Below are 19,127 nucleotides of genomic sequence, written 5' to 3' on the forward strand. Positions count from 1 at the left end.
ATTCCTTCACTTCTCGCTGATGACGTTGATGGTGCCGCGGGCGAACGTAGCGAGGATCCGCTGGTGCGTCTGGCGCGGGAGGTGCCGGTTTCCCGGCTCGCCGAACGGCGTACCCGGTCTGGCCGGGGCTTCGTTGAGCAGGGTGTCCAGGCCGGGTCGGGCGACCATCAGTAGGCCATGCGTCGCGCGGGTGCAGGTGACGGCGAGGCGGCCGAACGCGGAGTTGAACTCGTCCAGCTCAGACGCGCCGGTCAGTGGGTGCAGCGCGATGGTGATGCCGTTCGTCTGCCCCTGCCAAGAGTCCACTGTAGACGCCATAAGGTCGGTGTCGGCGAGGCCGTGCTTCTCGCGCAGCCGCTCGACCGCGTCCGTTGCGTCGTCGACAGCCTGGTTGCGGGTGGCGAGAATGGCGACAAGCGGGTCGTCGGTCTCGTCGCCCGGTTTGCGGGTCAGGATTTCGCCGTTCGGCGAGCCGGCCGCGTCGTACTGGCACGTGTCGAGTCTGAAGTCCACGGCGAACAGTTCATCGACGAGGTGCTCGACGAACGTTATCAGCGGCAGGTCAACGTCGGCAGCTTCCGGCTGCTCCAGGCCGTCGACTTCAAGGAGAGTAGGCACCCCCGACGCAACCTGTCGCCACACGCTCGCCGCCAGACCGTCGAGCCCATCGGTGTGCACGGCGCGGTCGCCAGTCGCGGCAACGCAGTTGAGCTCGCCCCACTCCGGGTAGAACGCTCGCCACAGCGGCAGTTGCTCGGCAGCCGGCCGCCACACGGCTGGCAGCTCGGCAGACCAGGTGTGCGGGTCGTTGTCGTACTGGGTCGGCCAGGCGCGGTAGGGGTTGTAGCCCGAGTCGCCGCGCCACGGGTTGGTGCCGATTTCGATCGGGGGCAGCTGACCGACGTCACCCACGCCGACGGTGATCGGCGCCAGACCCGCGACCCTGTCGAAGCGGTGGTGCGGTAACTGCCAAGCTTCGTCAACGAAGAGCACATCGAACGGAGCCTCGCCGTTCGCACCCGTTCCGAGGTACTGCAGCAGCCGTTTGGGCTCGCCGATTGCGCCGAGCTTATGGGAAGTCGCGACGACCACGGTGCACCCACTCGGGATGGCCGACGTGCTCGTGGCCACCTGTGCGTGCCGGTGAACGTCGGCAGGGATGTCCCCGTACGCGCGTTCCGATGAGAACAGACACACCTGGTCCTTGCCGAGCGCCTTGCCCAGAGCGGTGGCAATCGGCCAGAGCTGGCGGTTCTGGAACGCGATCACGGAGACTCGCACGCAGCGGTGGTGCATCACCGCGTCGGCCACCATCGTCTTCAGCACGTACGACTTGCCCGCGCCGGCAGCAGCCTTGAGCAGGATCCGTTGAAGGTCGACGGAGCCAGAGAGAGCGTCGCGAAGTTGACCGGTCGCTTTGTCGGCGACAGCGGAGTTTCGCGCAGCTGCACGGGCGTGGTGCAGCGCGCCGGCGGTGCCGTTCTGCGGGGGTGTAAATTCCAGCGTCATCGGTCAGTCCAGGTCGTCGATCGTATGCTCCTCCGGCACCGGCTCTGCGGGCCGGTCGGAGGGGTCACCCGTCGCCGCGCCCGCCGGCGCAACCTCGAATCCGTCGGTGTCGACGACCGGGGGCCAGACCTGCGGGTTGAGCTCGCCGCGGTTTCGTCGCGCAGCCAGTTCGTCGGCCCACTCGGCCTCGGCATCCTCGTGCGGACGGCAACAGTACTGGTGCGATTCCGGATCACCCGCGTAGCTGCTGTCGTCGCAGCTGACCTTCGGTGCGGATTGAGTGTCAGGTTTCGGACGGTCGACCGGAAGCTGGTTGTTGCCCTTCTGCTCTCCGAACCACGAGAAGTTGGCGATGACCAGCTCGTCGCCGACCGCGAGCCCGGGATCGACGTCCGGGGACCATACGAACGTGTGAGGATCACCCGTCGACGTGAGCGGCCCGATCGACATCCCCGCGAATCGGAATCCGCCCTTCTGAATCTTGACGGTGGCGCGTTCGACGTCGATGCGGATTCCGACGTGTAGCAGCACGACACGATCGCCGGCGCCAATCCGACGCGAGTCCACGCGCAGCGTCAAGGGCGCGAGGGCGAGCACGTGAGCCGTCGCCACGTCTCGGTTGCCGGCGTCGCGGGCTGCGTCCAGCGCCACCTGCGGGTTGCCGAGCGCGGACAGCTGGGCGGCGCACTGAGCGTCACTTTCGATCACCTCCACCAGTGAGTTGCGCCAGTGGCGGTATGTTCTGCCGAATCTCACCAAATCGGAGGCGTGGAGCGTGTGCCGGCGTCGCCACACCGCCTGCGCATCACCCTCGATCGCGCGGTACACCTCGCGGAGTCTCGACGGCACGAGCCGATCCAACGCCGCGATGGCGCGGTCCATAACGTCGATCTTGTAGCTGAGCTCGTCACGGATCAGCTGGTCATACAGGGCCGGTTCCGCCGGACGCTGTTCGGTTCGTCGGGGTCCGGTGAACGCGGTGTGGATCTCGTTGGAGCGCCGGTTCGTCAGCCGGGCACCAGGAGTGTGGATCTCCGCCTCGATCTCGTCTGTGACGGCACGGTGATCAAGCGGCTCCGACGACGTCGCCTCCGCCCACCTGACCAGGTAGTCCAGACGCAGCGAGTTGGCCGCAGGGCCGCCAGCCACGATGTGACGCGCCAAAACGCCACGAATGTCGACGATCGGCGAGCGCAGCGTGAACGCGCGAGCGCGATCCTCCTCGAGCAGAAACGACACTCCGGTGCGCATCTTCGAGTTCAACGCGGGCGGAATCGTCGCTTCCTCGCCGTTGAAGGTGAGCGGGGTGCGCCCCATCGCCTTGTCGTGACGCCACCGGATCCGGCTCAGTTCAATCCCCGCCAGGTTGTCCGCGATGGAAGCCAGGACGTCCGCACTCTGGCCGTCCGCAACGACCAGGTGCACTGGACTCGGCGTCTCCGGTTTCGCCTGATTCCGATCCTTCATCGCGGCGATGATCTCGGACCCCAGGATTCTCATGATCTGACGCCGCGTCTCAGACCCTTGCGGATCGTCGAACACCTCGATGCTCCATTCGCCTGGACCGTCGGCGGCAACACGCTGCACGCCGACGCCGTACACGCCCAGCGCGGCGCTGTCCGACTTCGCGATCACGACGTTGATCGTTCCCGGCAGACCCGCCGGGTCAGTCCGCCGTTGCCCGGTCGGACGAGCTACGCCGTCGACCGAAGCAGTGACCATCGCCATGGTCGACTCCGACGCTTTGGACCCTCCGCCGCTGCCGTCTACGAGACCGACAACCTGTTGGCGCTCCTCCGGCCTCACGCCGATCTCGACCAGGAGGTCCGTCGGGTCGGCGGAGTCACGCAGTTCCTGCCGACAGAACGAGAAGAGCGTGCACGTCGTGCAGGAAATGGGGTCGAAGGCCGCCTGCAAGTGCTGAACGTGGGCTTTCAACGGTCCTTCGAGCTTAGCTTGACCGGCCTCTCGGCGACGTTCCGCAACACGCATCCGTACTTCGGCACGGTGGTCGTTCAACGGTTCGACAAGCGCCTCAGGCTGCAGGAACGCGTTACGCGGCACAGCTAGAACCCCGTGTCCGTGGACACTCATGCCGACGGGCAGCTCGCGCCAAGCCTCCGCCGACTCCGCACCTAACGCGACCTGCAGAAAGCCCTTCAGCAACCGTGCGTCGTCGACGCAGGACCGCACCCGCTCGTAGTCCTTAGCGTCTCCCATGATGAGCCAGGATTCCGTAACCGCTCCACCGCTCGAAGCCTTCGGCGCGACCACGGCGAAATCCGGCTTCACGTCGGTCGCACTGCGGTCCTCGAATCCTGTGAACGGCACCGCCAACGTGTGAATCATCGTCGCCGCGCCGTGTGCAACGGCCCGTTCGTGCGCTCGGGCCAGCTGTGAGGCCGTTGTGTCCGTTGTCGAACCAGCGTTAGCGACTACCACCTGGGTCGGTCGCGCCAAGCCGACCCGGCCCACCGCAGTGGTCGCAACCTCGCTGGCGAATCTCACGTCACGGACGAGCCGTTCGAAGGTCATCGCGCGCATCCAGCGCGCGTCCGGGATGCCTCCGAATTCGTCGTCATGACCGACGTCGCGTGCCAGTCGTCGACGCGACCTGCCCGTGATGAGCGGATCGGTACCACGGAACCTTGGACAGCCGGCGTGAGTCGAAGCTGCGACGGCCCCCGACCCACCTCCTACCGCGGCAGTGGACACGGTGCCCCCAGCATTCCGCTCTCGACCTGTGTCTGCCTCGCTGCGCAGCCTGCCGCCAAAGCTTCTTGCACTCCTCTGACCTGGTTGTCCGTCAATGTCAGCTGCGCCTCTCCCCAGGGCACGCGCCCCATCGTACAAACGGTCATGCCAAGGCGCTGGGAAGGCCTCGCGCCACCGACGCGATGTCGCCATCGGCAGTTGCGTCGATCCTATCGGTGCATGGGTACGTGGCGTTTCATTCAAGGACGGCCGTGTCTGGCGTCGGTGTATGGATTCAGCTGAGCGATGACCGTCGATACGTCTTCAAGCCGCTCGCACAGGTCACGGACGGATATACGCCGGAGAGACAAGCCTGCCGATGACCAGTACGGGTTGCGCAGTTTGACCACCCCACCGTGAGTGATCGGTTACGCTGACGTGCGGAGTCTGCCATCGGATGGGCGGCTCCGACGTGGCTGACGTGTGTCAAACGAGGGGTGGACCATGGCGCAACAGGCGCCTGCGGCAGGCAGCTGGCTAGCAGGGCTGGACTTCAACATTACCGACGCTTTCGGCGCAGCGGCCGCCGCAGGGTCCGCGATGGGCGGAGCAGCAGGCGCGAGCGGGGCCGGCACGTCGAGTGGGCAGGGGTTCACGCTCAACCACGACGAAGCGATGACCATGCTCAACACTGCCCGTGGGATTCGAGACGACCTGTGGAATCTCATCCCCAAGGCCGAACGGCTCACCTCGCTGAAGCCCCCAGCCGACGAGCCTGCAAGCAACGGCTACAACGCGCTTCTCGCCAGCAACGGGGGAAGGCCTGGAGCGTTCGACTACGGGCTGGGGCACATCAAGCTCGAACACCAGTATGTCGTCGAGTTGATCGGCCGGCTTGAAGATGCGCTGCACCTGACGCACTCCAGCGATCAGAGCGCCACTGGTGACATTCAGAAGACCGCGGGTAACGGAGGAGTTCTGGGATGACGGCCCGATCAGCTCTTGTGATCTTCGGCGTCGCGCTGGCAGCTGGGCTCACCGCCTGCAGCTCTGGAAACTCCCCATCCGCACCGAGCTCGTCAGCAAGTGCACCATCGAGCACTTCGCAGGCGTTGCCCCATAGCGGCGCGCCCAAGGTGCCGAACCCAGTCGCGTCGTCGATCCTCGACAATCAACCGTGCCAGAGTGGCCTGACCGCAGCACAGCTGACCGACCTTCTGGGCGAGGCCCCGCAAGGCTCACCCGACACGACCGCCGGGCTTGGCCCGAGTTGCACCTGGACGAACAGCGAAAAAGGCTCGCACGTCGACGTGGCGTACGACTCTGAATCGCGCGAAGGCTTGAGCGGCTGGTACGAGAACACGAAGCCGAAGGCTGTGGTGTGGCGCGAACTACCTGCGATTCAAGGGTTCCCAGCGGTCGCGCACGTCACCTCAGTCGGTGACCCCAGCACGTTCTGCCAGATCAGCATCGGCATCAACGATGAGACGAGCGTCGACGTGTCGATCGGTCTGGGCCCTGCGAAAATGGGCACCGATCCGTGTCAGGCGGCCAATATCGCGGCGGGCATGGTCGTCACGAACCTGAAGCAGAAGGCCGGCTCGTAATGGGCTTCTTCGATTGGGCCGGCGATACCGCCAAGGCGGTCGGGCACGGCCTGGAAGATGCAGCCGAATGGACGGGTGACCGGTTCAGCGACGTTGGCAACTGGTTTGGAGACCTGTACCACGGGAGCCTCGGCGAGCTGACCGTGCCATCGTCGGACCTGGTCCAGAAGGTCATGGCCAGCAAAGGTGCGCCTGACTGGCACAACGGCAGTTCTGACGCATCTGACCTCGCCTCGGAGCACAGCCAGATCAGCGGGCGCGTGCAGCAGCTTAGCTCGAATCTGGAGTCGGTGTGGACCGGCGGCGGAGCGGATGCGGCGCAGGCTCGGATCAGACCGCTCGCGGACGTGTCTCAATCGGCGTCGGAGACGTTCACGTCCAATTCGCAGAACGTCAGCGACCTGGCGCACGGGTTCGACGAGATGAAACAGTCGCTGCAGCCGATGCCGCCGACTCCGCCGCACAAGAACTTTTTCGACGAAGCGGCCTGGTGGCAGACCGACACCGAAAAACAGATCCAGGACTACAACAACATCGGGCAGCAGAACCTCCAGAAGTACCAGGGGTACGCGACTCACGCGCAGGCCAGCGGCCAGGGGCTGAAGATCGACTACGGCCAGCTTGCCGCGTTCGACGACGGCAAGGTCACGATCGGATCGGGCCAGCCTGTCACCAGCAAGCAGGCCGAGAATGGCGCCCGCAGCGAGACTGGCAGTGGCCCGGGCAACGGCGGGGCGTCGCCGACATCCACGCCGGGGCAGGGTTCGACGGTCGAGGTAACTAACGGACCTGGCGCGACCGCGCCCGTTGGTTACCAGCCCGGCAGCGGGCCGGGTGACGGGACGACGACGTCGGGGTGGACGCCGCCGTCCACGAATCCGATGGGCGGCCCGAGCTGGAGTCCGTCGTCGTTGCCGCCTGGTGGCGGCAGCAGCGGCGGCAACTCGTGGTCGCCGGGTGGCATCGGCGGGTTCGGCCCGACCAGCGGGTTTGGTGGTGGCGGTTTCGGTGGTGAATCGGGCGGCGTGAGCGGTGGTGGCCGCGCGGGCGGCTCTGCCGGCCGACTGGGCGCCGGGTCCGGCGCCGGTGCTGGTGCGGAGGAATCGATGGGGCGTGGAGGAGCCGGTGCGGGCGCGCGCGGTGCCGCCGGCGCTCGGGGTTCGTCCGGGATGGGCGGCATGGGTAGTGCCGGTAAGGGCGGCAAAGGCGAGGAGGACAAGGAGCACCAGCGCAAGTACGTGCTGGAGGACGACTCCGCGTTCGACATCGTCGACGACGAGGACGGCCGGCTGCGTGACCCGTGGACGGGGCTCCCGCCGACCCCGCCGACAATCGGCGGCTGAGACACGACGATGACGATCATCGACAAGCCGGTCCGGATGCCGCGATCGGCGTTCTTCGTCGCGTGGAAGCTGGCCGAGCTGGGCGAACTCCCGGCTGTGGTCGACCCGGACGACAGTTACTCGACAGCTGAGTTCGCCAAGGAACTCACCAGGCGCTCGTTGTCCCGGTTCACCGCGCTGCGCCTGGCCGCAGATGACGGTCGGCTCACCCCGGAGTTCCGCGCGACGCTCAGCCTGCTGGCCGTGCCGAAGCGGGAGTTCTACTCGTGGACCGCGTTTGGAAGCCACCCGGACGACAACGGCGCCATCTTCGTGGCCACAGCCGGCCCGGACGCGGTACGGCTGATCACCGACAACCGGTCGATCCAGCTCGACCCGATCCGGCCCCGCGACGTAGCGGCCAGCCTGGTGGACACCTTGCCGGAGTGCGCGCCCGCCCGCATCCAGCAGCTGAGGGTGTCGACGGCCTACCTCGAAGGCACGGACGCTGATCCGATGTCGGAGCTGTCCGGAGTGGCCGACGAGATGCGGTACCTGATGCGCGCCGAGCGTGTAGCGGTGCACAAGCTCTACGCCGCGATCCGCGACGGGGACGGCGACCGCGTCCGCAGCACCCCGTTGACCGTGTACGACCTCGCCCGCGCAGGCCGAGTCCTGGCTTTCACCAGCGACACGGACGACGATGATCTGGAAGCCACCATGTGTGCGGGCAACCGTATTAACCTGATCGACGCGCTCAACCTCACCCACGACGGCCTCGCCGCAGCCAGGTAAAGCCAGCATCCGGCCGGCGCAGTCAGCGTGCGCCGGCCGGACCGGCTCGGCCGTTCCGCTCGGATGGTCGCGAGGGGAGCGACGCCGGAACAGCCAAGATTCAACGCCCGTCACCGGGCCGTATTGGTGGTCTTTCCTCCCTTGTCGCCGGGGCGGCGTTCCTCCCGTCAGCCGTCACGGCCGTCACACGGCCTGTGACAGCGACAAACGTGGGTTGACCTGCGACAACGTCTGCGTGACGGCTGTGACAGCTCGACGGGAGTCCCGTCACAACCGTCACGAGCAGCCGTCTTCAGACGGTTTAACGCATCGGGCCACACCCGTCACAGCACACCGGATCGGCGGAGCGCGCCGCGCAGTGACGAGTTCGGCCGCTGTGCTCGCGACAGACCGGAGCGCCATCACGTGCTCGGTCAGCCGGTCGAGACCCAGCGGCGTCAAACGGAGCACCAGGCGACCTCTTTCGAATCGGGTCCCCACATATCCGGCGGCGCGCAGGGTCACCAGGTGCGGCGCGAGACTCCGCCCATCCACACCCAGAGCGGTCCCGACCACGACAGCCCTGCGCCAGCACATGTCCGCCAGCTCGCACAGTACGAACAGCCGCACCGGCAGGAGCAGCAGTGGGTCCAGCTCGCGTTGAAACGCCGCCGCGATCGGCGGGCTCGGCGTCATCGCTCGATCGCCTGCCGGTCGGCGTCGCCCGGGGCGGGTGCGAGGCGGAGGCAGGTCACGCACGGCATCCCGACCGGGCGTTCCAACAACTCAAGCTCGCCGCGGACGAACGTCGCGCCGCAATACGCGGTCAGCCGTTCAGGCGCCAAGCCCTCTGCTGGGAGCGGGAAGACGTGTACGACGCGGCGGGATTCGCCGACTGTGCCAGGCAGCGGGCGCGCGATGAAAACCGTCATCGGGTCGGCCGTCGGAGTTGGTGGTCGGCGGGAACGGGCGCGCTCGGGGTGCTGCCCGTTCCCGCCGACGTGGTGGTCCGGCTGTCCTGCTCGGGAACGAGCCGCACGCGTTGAGGCGGACGCGGCAGCAGGACGGCCGGAGTCTGGAGGCGACCGACGACGCGACGCCAGCACGACGGCTTGCGATGGGACGCGGGTTCGGGCGACGGCGTGGCCGTGCGGAGCCAGACCAGCGACTTGCAGGTAGCGCACGGCCGGCCAGGAGGCGTCAGGCAGGAGTGAAACAGCACATCGCGGCCGCAGAGCGTGCGGTAGCGGCCTTCGTGGCGCGCGATGCCATCGGCCAGAGCCTCGTCGGTGACGGCGTGGTCCAGGTTGTCGGCCACGCAACGGTGCCAGGTCACGTACAAGCGCGAGCCGTGTTCGCCGCTGGTCACATCCACCCCCTGGTCTTTGGATCTGTTGAAATCATCCAATCCGGAGAGGCGGGCGTGGCCCAGAGCGGAAACGTTGATGTTTCGCGGCGGTGATGTGGCACTTCGAGCCGTTACCTGCAATGACAGCTGCTACGCTCTGATCGCGTCAACCGGGATGAGGTGGTCGAGTGGTCAGCGTTCGTCGGCGCGAGGAGCTTGTTTCAGCGCGTAAGGCGGCCGGGCTGACTCAGGAGAACCTTGCCGAGGTGATGGGCGTCGACCGCACGACGGTCATCCGGTGGGAAGCTGGCGACTACGCGCCCCTGCCGTACCAGTGGCCGAAGCTGGCCAAGGTTCTCGGACGCACCGCAGACGAGCTGTGCGAGCTGATCGGCCTGCGTCCGCTGAACGGGACGGCGGAGCTTGGCTCGGCGCTTGAGCCTGCATTCGGCTGGCTGGACCGGCACGCCGGCTGGTCCCCCGGCACTGCACGCGGACGCGTGGCAACCGCCGCGTCGGCGAAGCCGCATTTCGACGCGCCGGCCGGTCGGAGCCGTGTTGCTGCCGCGTTGGCAAACTACTACAGCGACTCCGTTCCCGGGCATGTGCTGTATGCCGCGCGCTGCGGACAGGTTGAGGTCGCGACCAGTGTCCTGACCCGGCCGGACTGGCTGGACCTTGCTTGCCCGTTGACGGCCGAGAACGACCGGATTGTGTTGTCTGCCAACGAGAATGCCGCGCGCGAGCCGGTAGACGGAGACGTTGCGGTTCGGCGACTGGCGGAAGCCGCGGCCGACGACGTGCGCATCGCGGACGTGCCGCTGTATCGGCTCACGGACGTGCAGATCCGGCCGGGAATGGTCGGCGGCGACGTCCAGGTGGTGCCGTTCGTCGAGTACGCCCTGAGCGTGGATCTTCTCGAACGGGAGCTATACGAAAGCCGGGCGGTACAGCCGGGTCGGATGCCACTGCGGGATCGGTACTTGCCGGATCTTGCGGCTGTGCTTGACCTTCCGGGACGGCTCTGCGCCGGTGGCGTGCTCGCGTTGACGGCGATTGCGCGTCCGGTCGATCCGTTCCGAGGTGAAGCGGACTACCTCTTGCTGGTGCAGGAGCGTTCACGGCACGTGGTGAATGCGGCGCGCAGGCTGGCCGTCATCCCGAAGAGCTTCCACGGGCCGCTCGCTGATCAACGCGCTGACGCGCGGATCGGTGCCACGCTACGACGTGAGCTGGAAGAAGAGCTGTTCGGCAGGGGCGATGTCGACCGGACAATCGGCGTCCAGCGGGCCGCCGATCCGATGCACCCGGCCCGGCTCTCGGCGCCGATGCGGTGGTTGACCGAACAACCCGGCCGGTTGCGGATGGAGTGCACTGGGTTCGGGTTCAACCTGGTCAGCGGGAACTACGAGTTCGCCAGTCTGATCGTCATCGAAGACGAGGAGTTCTGGCCGAGGTTCGGCGGTGACGTTGAAGCGAACTGGGAGGCCGCCGGGCTACGGCAGTACTCGACGCTCGACGGCGACCTGATCACTGAACTGATCGGCGACGAAACCTGGAGTAACGAGGGATTGTTTGCGTTTCTCCAGGGTCTGCGTCGACTCTCCGAGATCGGCGGTGATCGGGTGCGGATTCCCGCAGTCGAATTAGGTCGCTGACGGCCAGCGGACGGTCAAGACGACGGAATCTGCCAACGCTTCCCAGGAATGGTCGATTCCCGGGCCCCACATGAGGTAATCGCCGGGCCGATTCATAACTTTGCTACCGCCGGTGACTTCCACTCGGAACTCGCCTGAGACAAGCATCACCAGCGTGGTTCGCTGGTCGTCGGACGTCCACTCGGGACGCTTGTCGCCCGCAGGATGGTTGGCCCACTTGACTTCCACGTCCTTGGACGCTCGGACGCCCTGCGACGGATCGATGAAGTGGCCGACCAGCCAGCCGCGCGTGTCCGCCGCGTCTTCGTTCGCGTTGCCGGCGGTCCAACCGTCAGTCACTGGCTGATCTCCCATTCGATCGCAGGTAGTTTCACGCGCGTTCCGCCGATTTCCGCAAGGCGCCTGAGCCCTTGCGACATGGCGAACAATCCTTCGTTGCTCCACGCTACATCACCCAGCAACTCGGTGACGAGCTCGTCGTCGGTAGTCGAATACTGACGAAGAGTTGCGGATTCCCAGTTTGCTTCGACCACTCCCCCGTAGCGTGCCCAAAACTCTTCGTCGTCGATGACGATCAGGCTGGCGAACTCGTAGTTTCCGCTGACGAGGTTCAGCCCGAACCCCGTGCACTCCATCCGCAGCCGGCCGGGCTGAGCCATGAGCCAGCTCATCGGCTCGGTGAGCTTTGTCGGGTGCAGTGGGTCCGCCGCCAGCATGTCGCCCAGGGTGTTGTCGACGTCGGGCCGGCCGAACAGCTCTTCTTCCATCTCACGGCGAAGTGTCATGCCCACCTGCGCGTCGCGGCGGAGGTCGGTCAGCGGCTGGTGGAAGCCCTTCGGTATCACCGCGAGCCGACGCGCCGCGTTCAGCACGTTGCCGGACCGCTCTTGGACCAGTAGCAAGTAGTCGGCGTCTCCGCGGTACGGGTCGGCGGGCCGGGCGATCGCCGTCAGCGCAAGGACGCCGCCCGCGCAGAGCCGCGCGCCGACGTCGAGCACCGAGCGGAGGTCCGGCAGGTAACGGTCCCTGAGCGGCATGGCTGTCGAGCCCGCGGCCACCGCGTCGGCCAGTTCACCTTCGAGAAGGTCGGCCGTCAGCGCGTAGTGCACGAACTGGGACACGCCGAACGTGCCGCGAAGCTGGTGTTCACGGATGTCCGTGCTCGTGAGCCGGTAGATCGGGCTGTCCGTGAGTCGGGTGTTCATGGACAGCGTCTCGGCGAGTCGCTGAACGGCGCGGTCGGCGGCGTGGTCCTCCAGGTCGAGGTCGGGTTCCGGCTGCGCGCTCGGAACCCGGAACTGGTCGTACGGCGGACGCAGTTCGCACTTCAGGTCGAGCCAGTCTGCGCAGGTCAGGACGCTGGTGTTCATGGCGAGATCGCCGCATTGCGCGGTGTACAGGCTGTGGTCGTCGAGCCCGCTGCCGTAGTAAGTGGAGAGTGCGGCGGCGACGTCACGTTGCCTGACCCAACCACGCCGCGTCCCACGGTCTTGAAGCTCTTGGACATCAATGCGGGCGAGGCGATCGGCGACGGCGCGACGCGCGGTGCCCGGCGCCCAGTGCGCGTGACGGTCGAGCCACTCCAGTGCGGCGCCGATGTGCGGGTCGGCGTCCAGGCGTTCATCAGCCTCGCTCGACGCGGCCGGCGAGGCGCTGGTCGGTGCGTCGCCGGTCAAGGCGCCGAACCGGTCGCGCTCGGCGTCCGACGCCTGCGCCAACGCCGTGTCCAAGACCTGTTGCATGTCTGACTGCGGTCGAAGATCCGGTTTCTTGTGCCACGACCCGACCGTGCGCGCGCTGATTCCCAGGCGTTCGGCGAAGCGCTCTTGACTCAGCCGCAATGCCGACTGCAATGCCGTCGCCGTGCGTCCCGTCCATCCCCCGGCCGGATTCATTGCGCTCCCGAATGTCGGTGATCTGCGGTGGTTGTGCGGTGATGCTGCGGTGCTTGTGCATGGGTTGCAAGGCCGTTCCAGCCTTGAATTGAAGGCATGGAAAAGACCTCGCTAACGCTTCGGCCGGATGTGCTCGACCACGGTCGCCAGGCTTGTTTGAACGTCTTCGAGTCGGTCTGTGATCTCGGCCAACCGCTGTTCAAGCGCGTCCAATCGGGACGCGAGCTCGTGGCCATCGTCGACCGGCTCGTCCGGGTGCGGCGGCGTGCGGTTCTGCAGCACTGCCAGCAAATGCCGCGGGTGCCAGCCCAACGTCGTCGACAGCGCTTCGAGCGTCCGGGCACTACGGCGCCGCTCGACGACGTGGTGCTGAAGCTCGCGCACGGTCGCTTGCGACACGTGCGACCGCTCGGCCAGCTCGCGTTGCCGCCAGCCCAGTTCCCGCACGCGCATGTCGATCGCCTTCGCGACCGCCGCCCAGTCCTCCGTCACGTATTCCTCCGCGCTCCGCCTCAGCGCCGAGATTAGCGGCTTTTCAACCGTTCATTAGCGCCACGGGTGCGTGTTGCCGCGGCGCGCGGACAAACACGTCCGCGTACCAGCTGAAATAAACAACATAGTCTTGAAATCAACAGAATGGTTCTCTCATGAACACCAAAACGACCTTTCACACCATTCCCGAGTCCGCGTGGATTCTCGGCGTCTCCCGCAACACGGTCAGCAGGGCGATCCGGACCGGCGCCCTGCGCGCCACCCGATGCCGGACCGGCCTGCGCGTCTCCTCCGCTGAGCTGGCCAAGGCGCTTCAGGACGGAGGTGCGGCATGGACGACCTCCATCTGATCGGCATCGCGTGGCGGCTGGATCGCTTGCGATGGGTGCCCACCGACGTCCTGACCGACATCGTGACCAGCGATGGAGCCTGCATGACCCCGGCGGCGGGCGGGCCGCCGGACGCTCGTGATGATCGGGAGTTCGCCAAGCGCGTGTGCGGTGGCTGCCCGGTCCAGAACGAGTGTCTTGAACTGGAGCTTCGGACTGCCGGCGCCGAGACGGTCGGCGTCTGGGGCGCGATGACCGACGACGATCGGCGCGCGCTACACCCGCACTGGCTGCGGCGCGGCGAGCGGATCGATCGGGGTGAGCGATGAACGGGCTGACCGTGACACCCACGCAGATCATCGCCGGAGTCGGCGTACTGATCGTGCTGTTCTGGGTCTGGCGGGCCGGCGCCCGCCGGGCGAAGGCTGCCGCCGAAGCCGCTCGGAGCGGGGCGCGAATCGTGTCGCTGGTCGGGCGGGTGCTGTTCAACGCCGGCCTGATCGTCGCCGTCCAGTGGGTGGTGATCGCGCACCCGGGTAGCTCATGGCTGCTGGTCGCCGTGCTCGGCCTGCCGGCGCTGTTCGCGTCGTACGCGCTGACTCGCGCCATGACCGTGACCACCGTCGACACGCGGAAGCGGGGTGGTCGGCGATGAACCGTGCTCAACGGCTCGCGCAGGACGCGGCCGAAGCAGCGGAGGTGCGCGCCTACCAGACCGATCCGGACGTCGTCGCGCTGCGGATCGAGCGAGTTCGGCGGCAGGTCGATTGGATGTGCTGGACCGGGATCGTGCTCGGACTGGCGTTCACGATGACCAACGTCCAGGGCTTCGCGTCTGCCGGAATTCGGCCGGGCTCGCTGCCGTGGCTGGCGGCGTGGGTACTGGACCCGACCGTCTCACTGGTCCTGCTCGAGATCCTGCGCGCAGAGCAAGTGACCGCGCGATACCAGGTCCGGACGGGTCCGTGGGTGCGGCGGGCGAAGTGGTTCACGCTCGCGGCGACGTATGTCATGAACACCTGGACGTCGTTCGCGGCTGGCGAGCCTGCGTCGATCGTCCTGCACTCGGTGCCGCCGCTGGTCGTGTTCGTCGCTGTTGAGGCGATCACCGACCTTCGGGACAAGCTCACCGACGCCGTGCTCGTGGCTGCTGAACGGCGTCCTGTTCACGAGGAGCCCGTGAACGCCGGTAGGCGCGTCCTGTTCGGCGACTACCTCGCGATCGCCCGGGAGAGCTGGGCGCCGGACGTCGAGATCACGCCGGCGTGGGTGCGGCGAGCGACCGGCTGTTCGCGCGGGCTGTCACCGCGGCTTGCGCGGGCGCTGCGCGCGGAGGTGGCCAATGGCTGACTCATTGCCGGTCAAGGCCGATCCCGTGCTCGACGGCGAGCTGGTCGACGACACGTTGCCGCAACCGCGTCGGCGTGAGCGACGTCGGAACCGTTTCGTGCTGTGGTGGTTGCACTCGCCACGGGTGCCGTTGTGGCTCAAGACCAAGCCGCAGGCGGTCCAGGCGTTCAAGGATGCGGTGGTGTGGCTGGTGCTGTCGCCGTTGCGGTTCCTCGGTGCGGTTGTGCGCGGCGTCGTCGTCGGTGCGCGGTGGTGGCGCAGGTGGGTAACTGTCCGGGATTACCGGACGGCCGCCGAGGAGTCGGAGAAGCTGGCGGACAAGTTCATCGAAATCCGGGCGCTGACGTTGTTCCGGTGGAAGGTTAGCGGCGCCATCACGGTCGTTGTCGCCATTGCGGTGGCCGTCGTCGATCTGGTGTATGGAGACGATCCACTGTGGATCGCCGGAGCGGCTGCGTCGGTAGCGCTCGCGGTTCTCGGACGCAGGAAGGACGGCAGTCCCGGGCGTAAGCCGGCGCTCGCCGGACCACGGACGCTCACGTGGACGATGGACCCACAGGTCCTGGTGGACGCGTTCCGGGACGCGAAGCTGATCGGCAAGGACGAGACGTTGCGGCTCGTCGAGCGCGCGACGCGCGTCGGTGACGGCTGGGCGGTCACCGTCGACCTTCCTGCCACGCGCAAGGCGGCCGACGTGGTGAAGAACCGGGACGCACTCGCGTCGGCGCTCGCAGTCGATGAAGTCCAGCTGATCGTCGAGCGGGTGCGCGGCAACAGCGGGCACGCCGGTCGGGTGGCGATGTGGGTGGCTGATGAAGACCCGTACGCATCACCGCCGTTGCGGACGCCGCTGCTCGGCGTGACGCAGTGGGACGCGTGGCGGCCGATTCCGTTCGGACGCGACGCGCGGGATCGGCGGATCGACCTTCCGCTGGTGTGGACGTCACTGCTTGTCGGCGCGATTCCGCGGCAGGGCAAGACATTTTCCGCTCGGCTCGCCGCAGCCGGGCTCATCCTGGACGCGTGGGTCCGGCTGTACGTCGCGGACTTCAAAGCTGGGAAGGACTGGGACGCGGCCGGTTTGGTGGCGCACCGGTTCATGTCGGGCGACGAACCCGAACACGTGCTGGCCTTGGTGGATTGGCTGATCGAGCTGGTCGGCGAGGTTCAGACGCGGTTCCGGCGGATGCGCGACCTAGACGACCTCACCTGCCCGGAGTCGAAGGTCACGCCGGAGATGTCCCGGGACAAGTCGTTGAACATGCCGATCACAGCGATCTTCATCGATGAGGTCCAGGTTCCCTTGGAGGACCGCACACCCGTTGACGTGCAAGGAAAGAAGCTTCCCGCGGGTGAGTACGTCGGTGAGCTGCTGACATGGCTGGCGAAGAAGGGGCCGGCCGCGGGAATCGTGCTCGTGCTCGCGACGCAGCGGCCGGATTCGAAGACGATCCCGTCCGGGCTGCGCGCGGTGCTCGGCTCCCGGTTCGCCTTGCGGGTGATGGACTGGCGCGACTCGAACATCGTGCTCGGCGAGCAGATGAACACGCGAGGGTTCGATTCCTCGCGGCTGCTGCCCTCACACAAGGGTGTCGGCATCCTGCGGCCGGACGGCGACACCGCCGCCGGCGCCGACGTCCTGGCCGTGACGGTCCGGACCTACTACATGCCGAACGAGGACTGGCGGACCATCTGCGAGCAAGGCCGCGCGCTGCGCGAAGCAGCCGGGACACTGACCGGGCACGCAGCAGGGCAGGACACCATGCCAGTGCTCGACCACGCCGCGGCAGTGAAGGCAATCAGTGCAGGTCAGCCGGTCGAGGCGGTTGAGCTACCCGCGCTGCTCGCGTCGATCGTCGACTACCTGGGCGACGATCTCGGGCCAGACGGGCGGGACTTCGTACCGACGGCCGAGTTGCTCGACGCGCTGGAGATGGACCGACGGACGTTCGCCCAGGAGATGACCGATCTGGGATGCCGGCCGACCCGGGATCGGGTGACCAGCGTAGACGGCGACGTTCGGCAGGTCCGCGGATACCTGACGGCTGAAATCAGGGACGCTGTCAGTCGAGCGACCAGCGGTAACGAGCCGGATGTTGAAGAAGATCAGCCATGAGTACCGATCACTCCGAGGATCGACCGATCCGAGTTATCCTACCTGCAGGATTGCCAAACCTGACGCCTGCTGTCGCGCGCGGCTTGCTGGCCGTCCTGATCGAGCTTACCGAGGTGCCGGTACTGGACGGACCGGCGGAGGAGGTGGACCGTGACGGCTGAAATCAGCAGTGACCCATGGTCGACGCTGGACGACATCTTGGGTCTCGAAGTTGCCGACCCGGTCGACGACGGGATCGGAGAGCTGGCCGTCTACGGCCGGTGCTCTACCGAGGACAACCAGGACCCCGAGACTTCCCGCGGCTGGCAGTTCGGGAACGCGCGAAAGTTCGTCGAGCCACTCGGCGGCCGGGTCGTGGCCGAGTTCTTCGACATCGGGCAGTCACGTTCGGTGCCGTGGGACCGGCGGACCGAAGCCGCGCGACTGCTGGCCGAGTTGAAGAACCCACGGCGGACGTGGAATGCCGTTGTGGTCGGCGAGGGCACCCGCTGTTGGTTCGGCAATCAGTTCTCGCTGATCGCGCCCCGATTCGCGGCCTACGGCGTAGATCTATGGGTGCCCGAGCTGGGCGGGAAGTACGACGCGCGGAACCCGTCTCACAAGATGCTGATGAGCGTGCTGGGCGGGATGAGCGAGTCGGAGCGGCAGCACGTCCAGGCTCGTGTCCGCGCGGCGATGGACGCCCAGGTTGTGAACGAAGGACGGCACCAGGGCGGCCGGGCGCCGTATGGATACGTCGTGGTCGATGGCGGGCCGCACCCGAACCCGCGGAAGGCCGCAGAGGGGTTCCGGCTACGCGTGTTGGCGATCGACGATGAGGCGGCCGGCGTCGTCCGGCGGATCTTTGCCGAGTACCTGGAAGGTGTGGGCGACCGCGCGATCGCGAAGGGCTTAAATCAAGACGGAGTGCCTTGCCCTTCGGAACGTCGGCGTGACCAGAACCGCCACCGGCTCGCCGATGGCTGGCAAGGAAGCACCGTTCGATCCATTTTGGAGAATCCGCGCTACACCGGGTACGCGATCTTCGGGCGCTGGACCAAGCACGAAACCTTGCTGAACCCTGATGATGTGAGCGCGGGGCACGTCGTGCGATTCCGCCGCGCGGAGCCAGAACGCGTCGTTCGATCGCGCCGGCCCGCACATCCAGAAATTGTCTCGGTGGAGACGTTCACGCAGGCACAGCTGGTACGCCGATCACGCGCGGCCGGCGGAATGCGCGGCATCGCGAAGCTAGATCGAGAACGCGGCGCCACCAAGCACACCTATCTACTGAAAGGGTTGGTGCGCTGCGAGATCTGCACAAGGAAGATGCAGGGTGCGGCGATTCGGAAAGGCGTCTACTACCGGTGCATCGCCCGGACGCTGGCGCCGGGTTCGGCTGCGCTGGCCGATCATCCGAAGACGGTGAACCTGCGCGAGGACGTCGTAACTCCGCCGATCAACGACTGGCTGTGTCAGGTGTTCGATCCGGCCAACCGTGACGAGACCGTGGCCGCACTGGTCGGCGCGCAGGGCAGCCAGCCGGGTACAGGCCGGGAGGCCGTGGAGAAGCGACTAAAGGACGCGGAGGCGCGGTTGCGGAGGCATCAAGCCGCTATCGAGGCCGGAGTGGACCCGGCGGCACTGGTCGACGCGATGAACGTCGCCCAAGCCGAGCGGCAAGCTGCCAAGGAAGAGCTTCAGCACCTACCAGAAGCGCAGACGCTCGACGTGGCGGAGGTCTACGCGATGCTCGATGCGCTCGGCGACGTCGCCCGGCACCTGAACTCGCGGAACCCGGACCGGATCATGCAGGTCTACCGAGACCTGGGCCTGCAAGTCGTCTACGACAACAAAAAAGAGGCGGTCGTGGTGACCGCCTCTCCCCGTGTGGTTAACGTGTGTGTCCGAGGGGGGACTTGAACCCCCACGCCCATTAAGGGCACTAGCACCTCAAGCTAGCGCGTCTGCCATTCCGCCACTCGGACTTGCTGATAAAGAGAGTATACGACCCCTGGAGGGCTGTTTTCAGGGGGGTGTCACCTGATGCTCAT

General features: G+C 66.8%; 20 protein-coding genes and 1 tRNA gene. 13 read left to right on the forward strand and 8 right to left on the reverse strand.

What is annotated here, in order from left to right; genetic code table 11:
• Positions 1-6 precede the first annotated feature (6 nt).
• Together AB0H62_RS30965 and AB0H62_RS30970 are read right to left on the reverse strand one after the other, a co-directional pair.
• Positions 7-1,509, reverse strand: a complete 1,503-nt coding sequence (locus AB0H62_RS30965; RefSeq protein WP_360589931.1) for a hypothetical protein — start codon at positions 1,507-1,509, stop codon at positions 7-9.
• Between the two features lie 3 nt (positions 1,510-1,512).
• Entirely contained in the window at positions 1,513-3,846 is a 2,334-nt protein-coding gene (locus AB0H62_RS30970) for a hypothetical protein (protein ID WP_360589933.1), read from the reverse strand.
• Between the two features lie 861 nt (positions 3,847-4,707).
• On the opposite strand from AB0H62_RS30970, the gene AB0H62_RS30975 reads away from it, so the two are divergent.
• From AB0H62_RS30975 to AB0H62_RS30990, 4 genes are read left to right on the forward strand one after another with little or no spacing between them, the layout of a single operon-like run.
• Positions 4,708-5,190, forward strand: coding sequence for a hypothetical protein (locus AB0H62_RS30975; protein ID WP_360589935.1), 483 nt, complete (start codon positions 4,708-4,710; stop codon positions 5,188-5,190).
• A complete protein-coding gene (locus tag AB0H62_RS30980) occupies positions 5,187-5,810 on the forward strand; it encodes a DUF3558 domain-containing protein (RefSeq protein ID WP_360589937.1) in 624 nt (207 codons plus the stop codon). The genes AB0H62_RS30975 and AB0H62_RS30980 overlap by 4 nt, the downstream gene beginning before the upstream one ends.
• Positions 5,810-7,153, forward strand: a complete 1,344-nt coding sequence (locus AB0H62_RS30985) for a hypothetical protein (protein WP_360589939.1) — start codon at positions 5,810-5,812, stop codon at positions 7,151-7,153. The genes AB0H62_RS30980 and AB0H62_RS30985 overlap by 1 nt, the downstream gene beginning before the upstream one ends.
• A gap of 9 nt (positions 7,154-7,162) precedes the next feature.
• Positions 7,163-7,927, forward strand: coding sequence for an ESX secretion-associated protein EspG (locus AB0H62_RS30990; protein ID WP_360589941.1), 765 nt, complete (start codon positions 7,163-7,165; stop codon positions 7,925-7,927).
• A gap of 276 nt (positions 7,928-8,203) precedes the next feature.
• On the opposite strand, the gene AB0H62_RS30995 is transcribed toward AB0H62_RS30990, so the two are convergent.
• Together AB0H62_RS30995 and AB0H62_RS31000 are read right to left on the reverse strand one after the other, a co-directional pair.
• The gene (locus tag AB0H62_RS30995) at positions 8,204-8,602 is read right to left on the reverse strand and encodes a MarR family transcriptional regulator (protein WP_360589943.1); all 399 of its coding nucleotides are present in this window, start codon (positions 8,600-8,602) and stop codon (positions 8,204-8,206) included.
• Positions 8,599-8,838 carry a hypothetical protein gene (locus AB0H62_RS31000; protein ID WP_360589945.1) on the reverse strand — a complete coding sequence of 80 codons (240 nt, stop codon included), beginning with the start codon at positions 8,836-8,838 and terminating at the stop codon, positions 8,599-8,601. The genes AB0H62_RS30995 and AB0H62_RS31000 overlap by 4 nt, the downstream gene beginning before the upstream one ends.
• Positions 8,839-9,116: 278 nt before the next feature.
• Between AB0H62_RS31000 and AB0H62_RS31005 the strand changes: the two genes are divergently transcribed.
• Both AB0H62_RS31005 and AB0H62_RS31010 read left to right on the forward strand, forming a co-directional pair.
• Positions 9,117-9,368, forward strand: a complete 252-nt coding sequence (locus tag AB0H62_RS31005) for a hypothetical protein (RefSeq protein WP_360589947.1) — start codon at positions 9,117-9,119, stop codon at positions 9,366-9,368.
• A 155-nt stretch (positions 9,369-9,523) separates the two neighbouring features.
• Positions 9,524-10,912, forward strand: a complete 1,389-nt coding sequence (locus tag AB0H62_RS31010; RefSeq protein ID WP_360590300.1) for a helix-turn-helix transcriptional regulator — start codon at positions 9,524-9,526, stop codon at positions 10,910-10,912.
• Here the strand turns inward: AB0H62_RS31010 and AB0H62_RS31015 are convergent.
• The 3 genes from AB0H62_RS31015 to AB0H62_RS31025 form a co-directional block, all read right to left on the reverse strand.
• Positions 10,901-11,251 (reverse strand): cupin domain-containing protein, encoded by a 351-nt coding sequence (locus AB0H62_RS31015; protein ID WP_204089413.1) that lies wholly within the window; start codon positions 11,249-11,251, stop codon positions 10,901-10,903. The genes AB0H62_RS31010 and AB0H62_RS31015 overlap by 12 nt on opposite strands.
• Positions 11,248-12,807, reverse strand: coding sequence for a transcriptional regulator (locus AB0H62_RS31020; protein WP_360589949.1), 1,560 nt, complete (start codon positions 12,805-12,807; stop codon positions 11,248-11,250). The genes AB0H62_RS31015 and AB0H62_RS31020 overlap by 4 nt, the downstream gene beginning before the upstream one ends.
• A 111-nt stretch (positions 12,808-12,918) precedes the next feature.
• Positions 12,919-13,299, reverse strand: coding sequence for a helix-turn-helix transcriptional regulator (locus AB0H62_RS31025; protein ID WP_360589951.1), 381 nt, complete (start codon positions 13,297-13,299; stop codon positions 12,919-12,921).
• A 155-nt stretch (positions 13,300-13,454) separates the two neighbouring features.
• On the opposite strand from AB0H62_RS31025, the gene AB0H62_RS31030 reads away from it, so the two are divergent.
• Genes AB0H62_RS31030 through AB0H62_RS31060 form a run of 7 tightly spaced genes read left to right on the forward strand, consistent with a single transcriptional unit; the run spans position 13,455 to position 18,996 of the window.
• Positions 13,455-13,649, forward strand: a complete 195-nt coding sequence (locus AB0H62_RS31030; protein ID WP_360589953.1) for a helix-turn-helix domain-containing protein — start codon at positions 13,455-13,457, stop codon at positions 13,647-13,649.
• Complete coding sequence (locus AB0H62_RS31035; RefSeq protein WP_360589955.1) at positions 13,631-13,957, forward strand: WhiB family transcriptional regulator; 327 nt, start codon at positions 13,631-13,633, stop codon at positions 13,955-13,957. Before AB0H62_RS31030 ends, AB0H62_RS31035 begins: the two co-directional genes overlap by 19 nt.
• The gene (locus tag AB0H62_RS31040) at positions 13,954-14,283 is read left to right on the forward strand and encodes a hypothetical protein (protein WP_360589957.1); all 330 of its coding nucleotides are present in this window, start codon (positions 13,954-13,956) and stop codon (positions 14,281-14,283) included. The genes AB0H62_RS31035 and AB0H62_RS31040 overlap by 4 nt, the downstream gene beginning before the upstream one ends.
• On the forward strand, positions 14,280-14,978 hold the full coding sequence (locus tag AB0H62_RS31045) for a hypothetical protein (RefSeq protein WP_360589958.1): 699 nt from the start codon (positions 14,280-14,282) through the stop codon (positions 14,976-14,978). Before AB0H62_RS31040 ends, AB0H62_RS31045 begins: the two co-directional genes overlap by 4 nt.
• Positions 14,971-17,094 carry a cell division protein FtsK gene (locus tag AB0H62_RS31050; protein ID WP_360589960.1) on the forward strand — a complete coding sequence of 708 codons (2,124 nt, stop codon included), beginning with the start codon at positions 14,971-14,973 and terminating at the stop codon, positions 17,092-17,094. Before AB0H62_RS31045 ends, AB0H62_RS31050 begins: the two co-directional genes overlap by 8 nt.
• A complete protein-coding gene (locus tag AB0H62_RS31055) occupies positions 17,091-17,255 on the forward strand; it encodes a hypothetical protein (RefSeq protein ID WP_360589962.1) in 165 nt (54 codons plus the stop codon). The genes AB0H62_RS31050 and AB0H62_RS31055 overlap by 4 nt, the downstream gene beginning before the upstream one ends.
• Complete coding sequence (locus AB0H62_RS31060) at positions 17,245-18,996, forward strand: recombinase family protein (protein WP_360589964.1); 1,752 nt, start codon at positions 17,245-17,247, stop codon at positions 18,994-18,996. The genes AB0H62_RS31055 and AB0H62_RS31060 overlap by 11 nt, the downstream gene beginning before the upstream one ends.
• Here AB0H62_RS31060 and AB0H62_RS31065 read toward each other — a convergent pair.
• Positions 18,978-19,061 (reverse strand) — tRNA-Leu (locus AB0H62_RS31065). The genes AB0H62_RS31060 and AB0H62_RS31065 overlap by 19 nt on opposite strands.
• Positions 19,062-19,127 lie beyond the last annotated feature (66 nt).

The sequence above is a fragment of the Amycolatopsis sp. NPDC050768 genome (assembly GCF_040654155.1).
Classification (GTDB): domain Bacteria; phylum Actinomycetota; class Actinomycetes; order Mycobacteriales; family Pseudonocardiaceae; genus Amycolatopsis.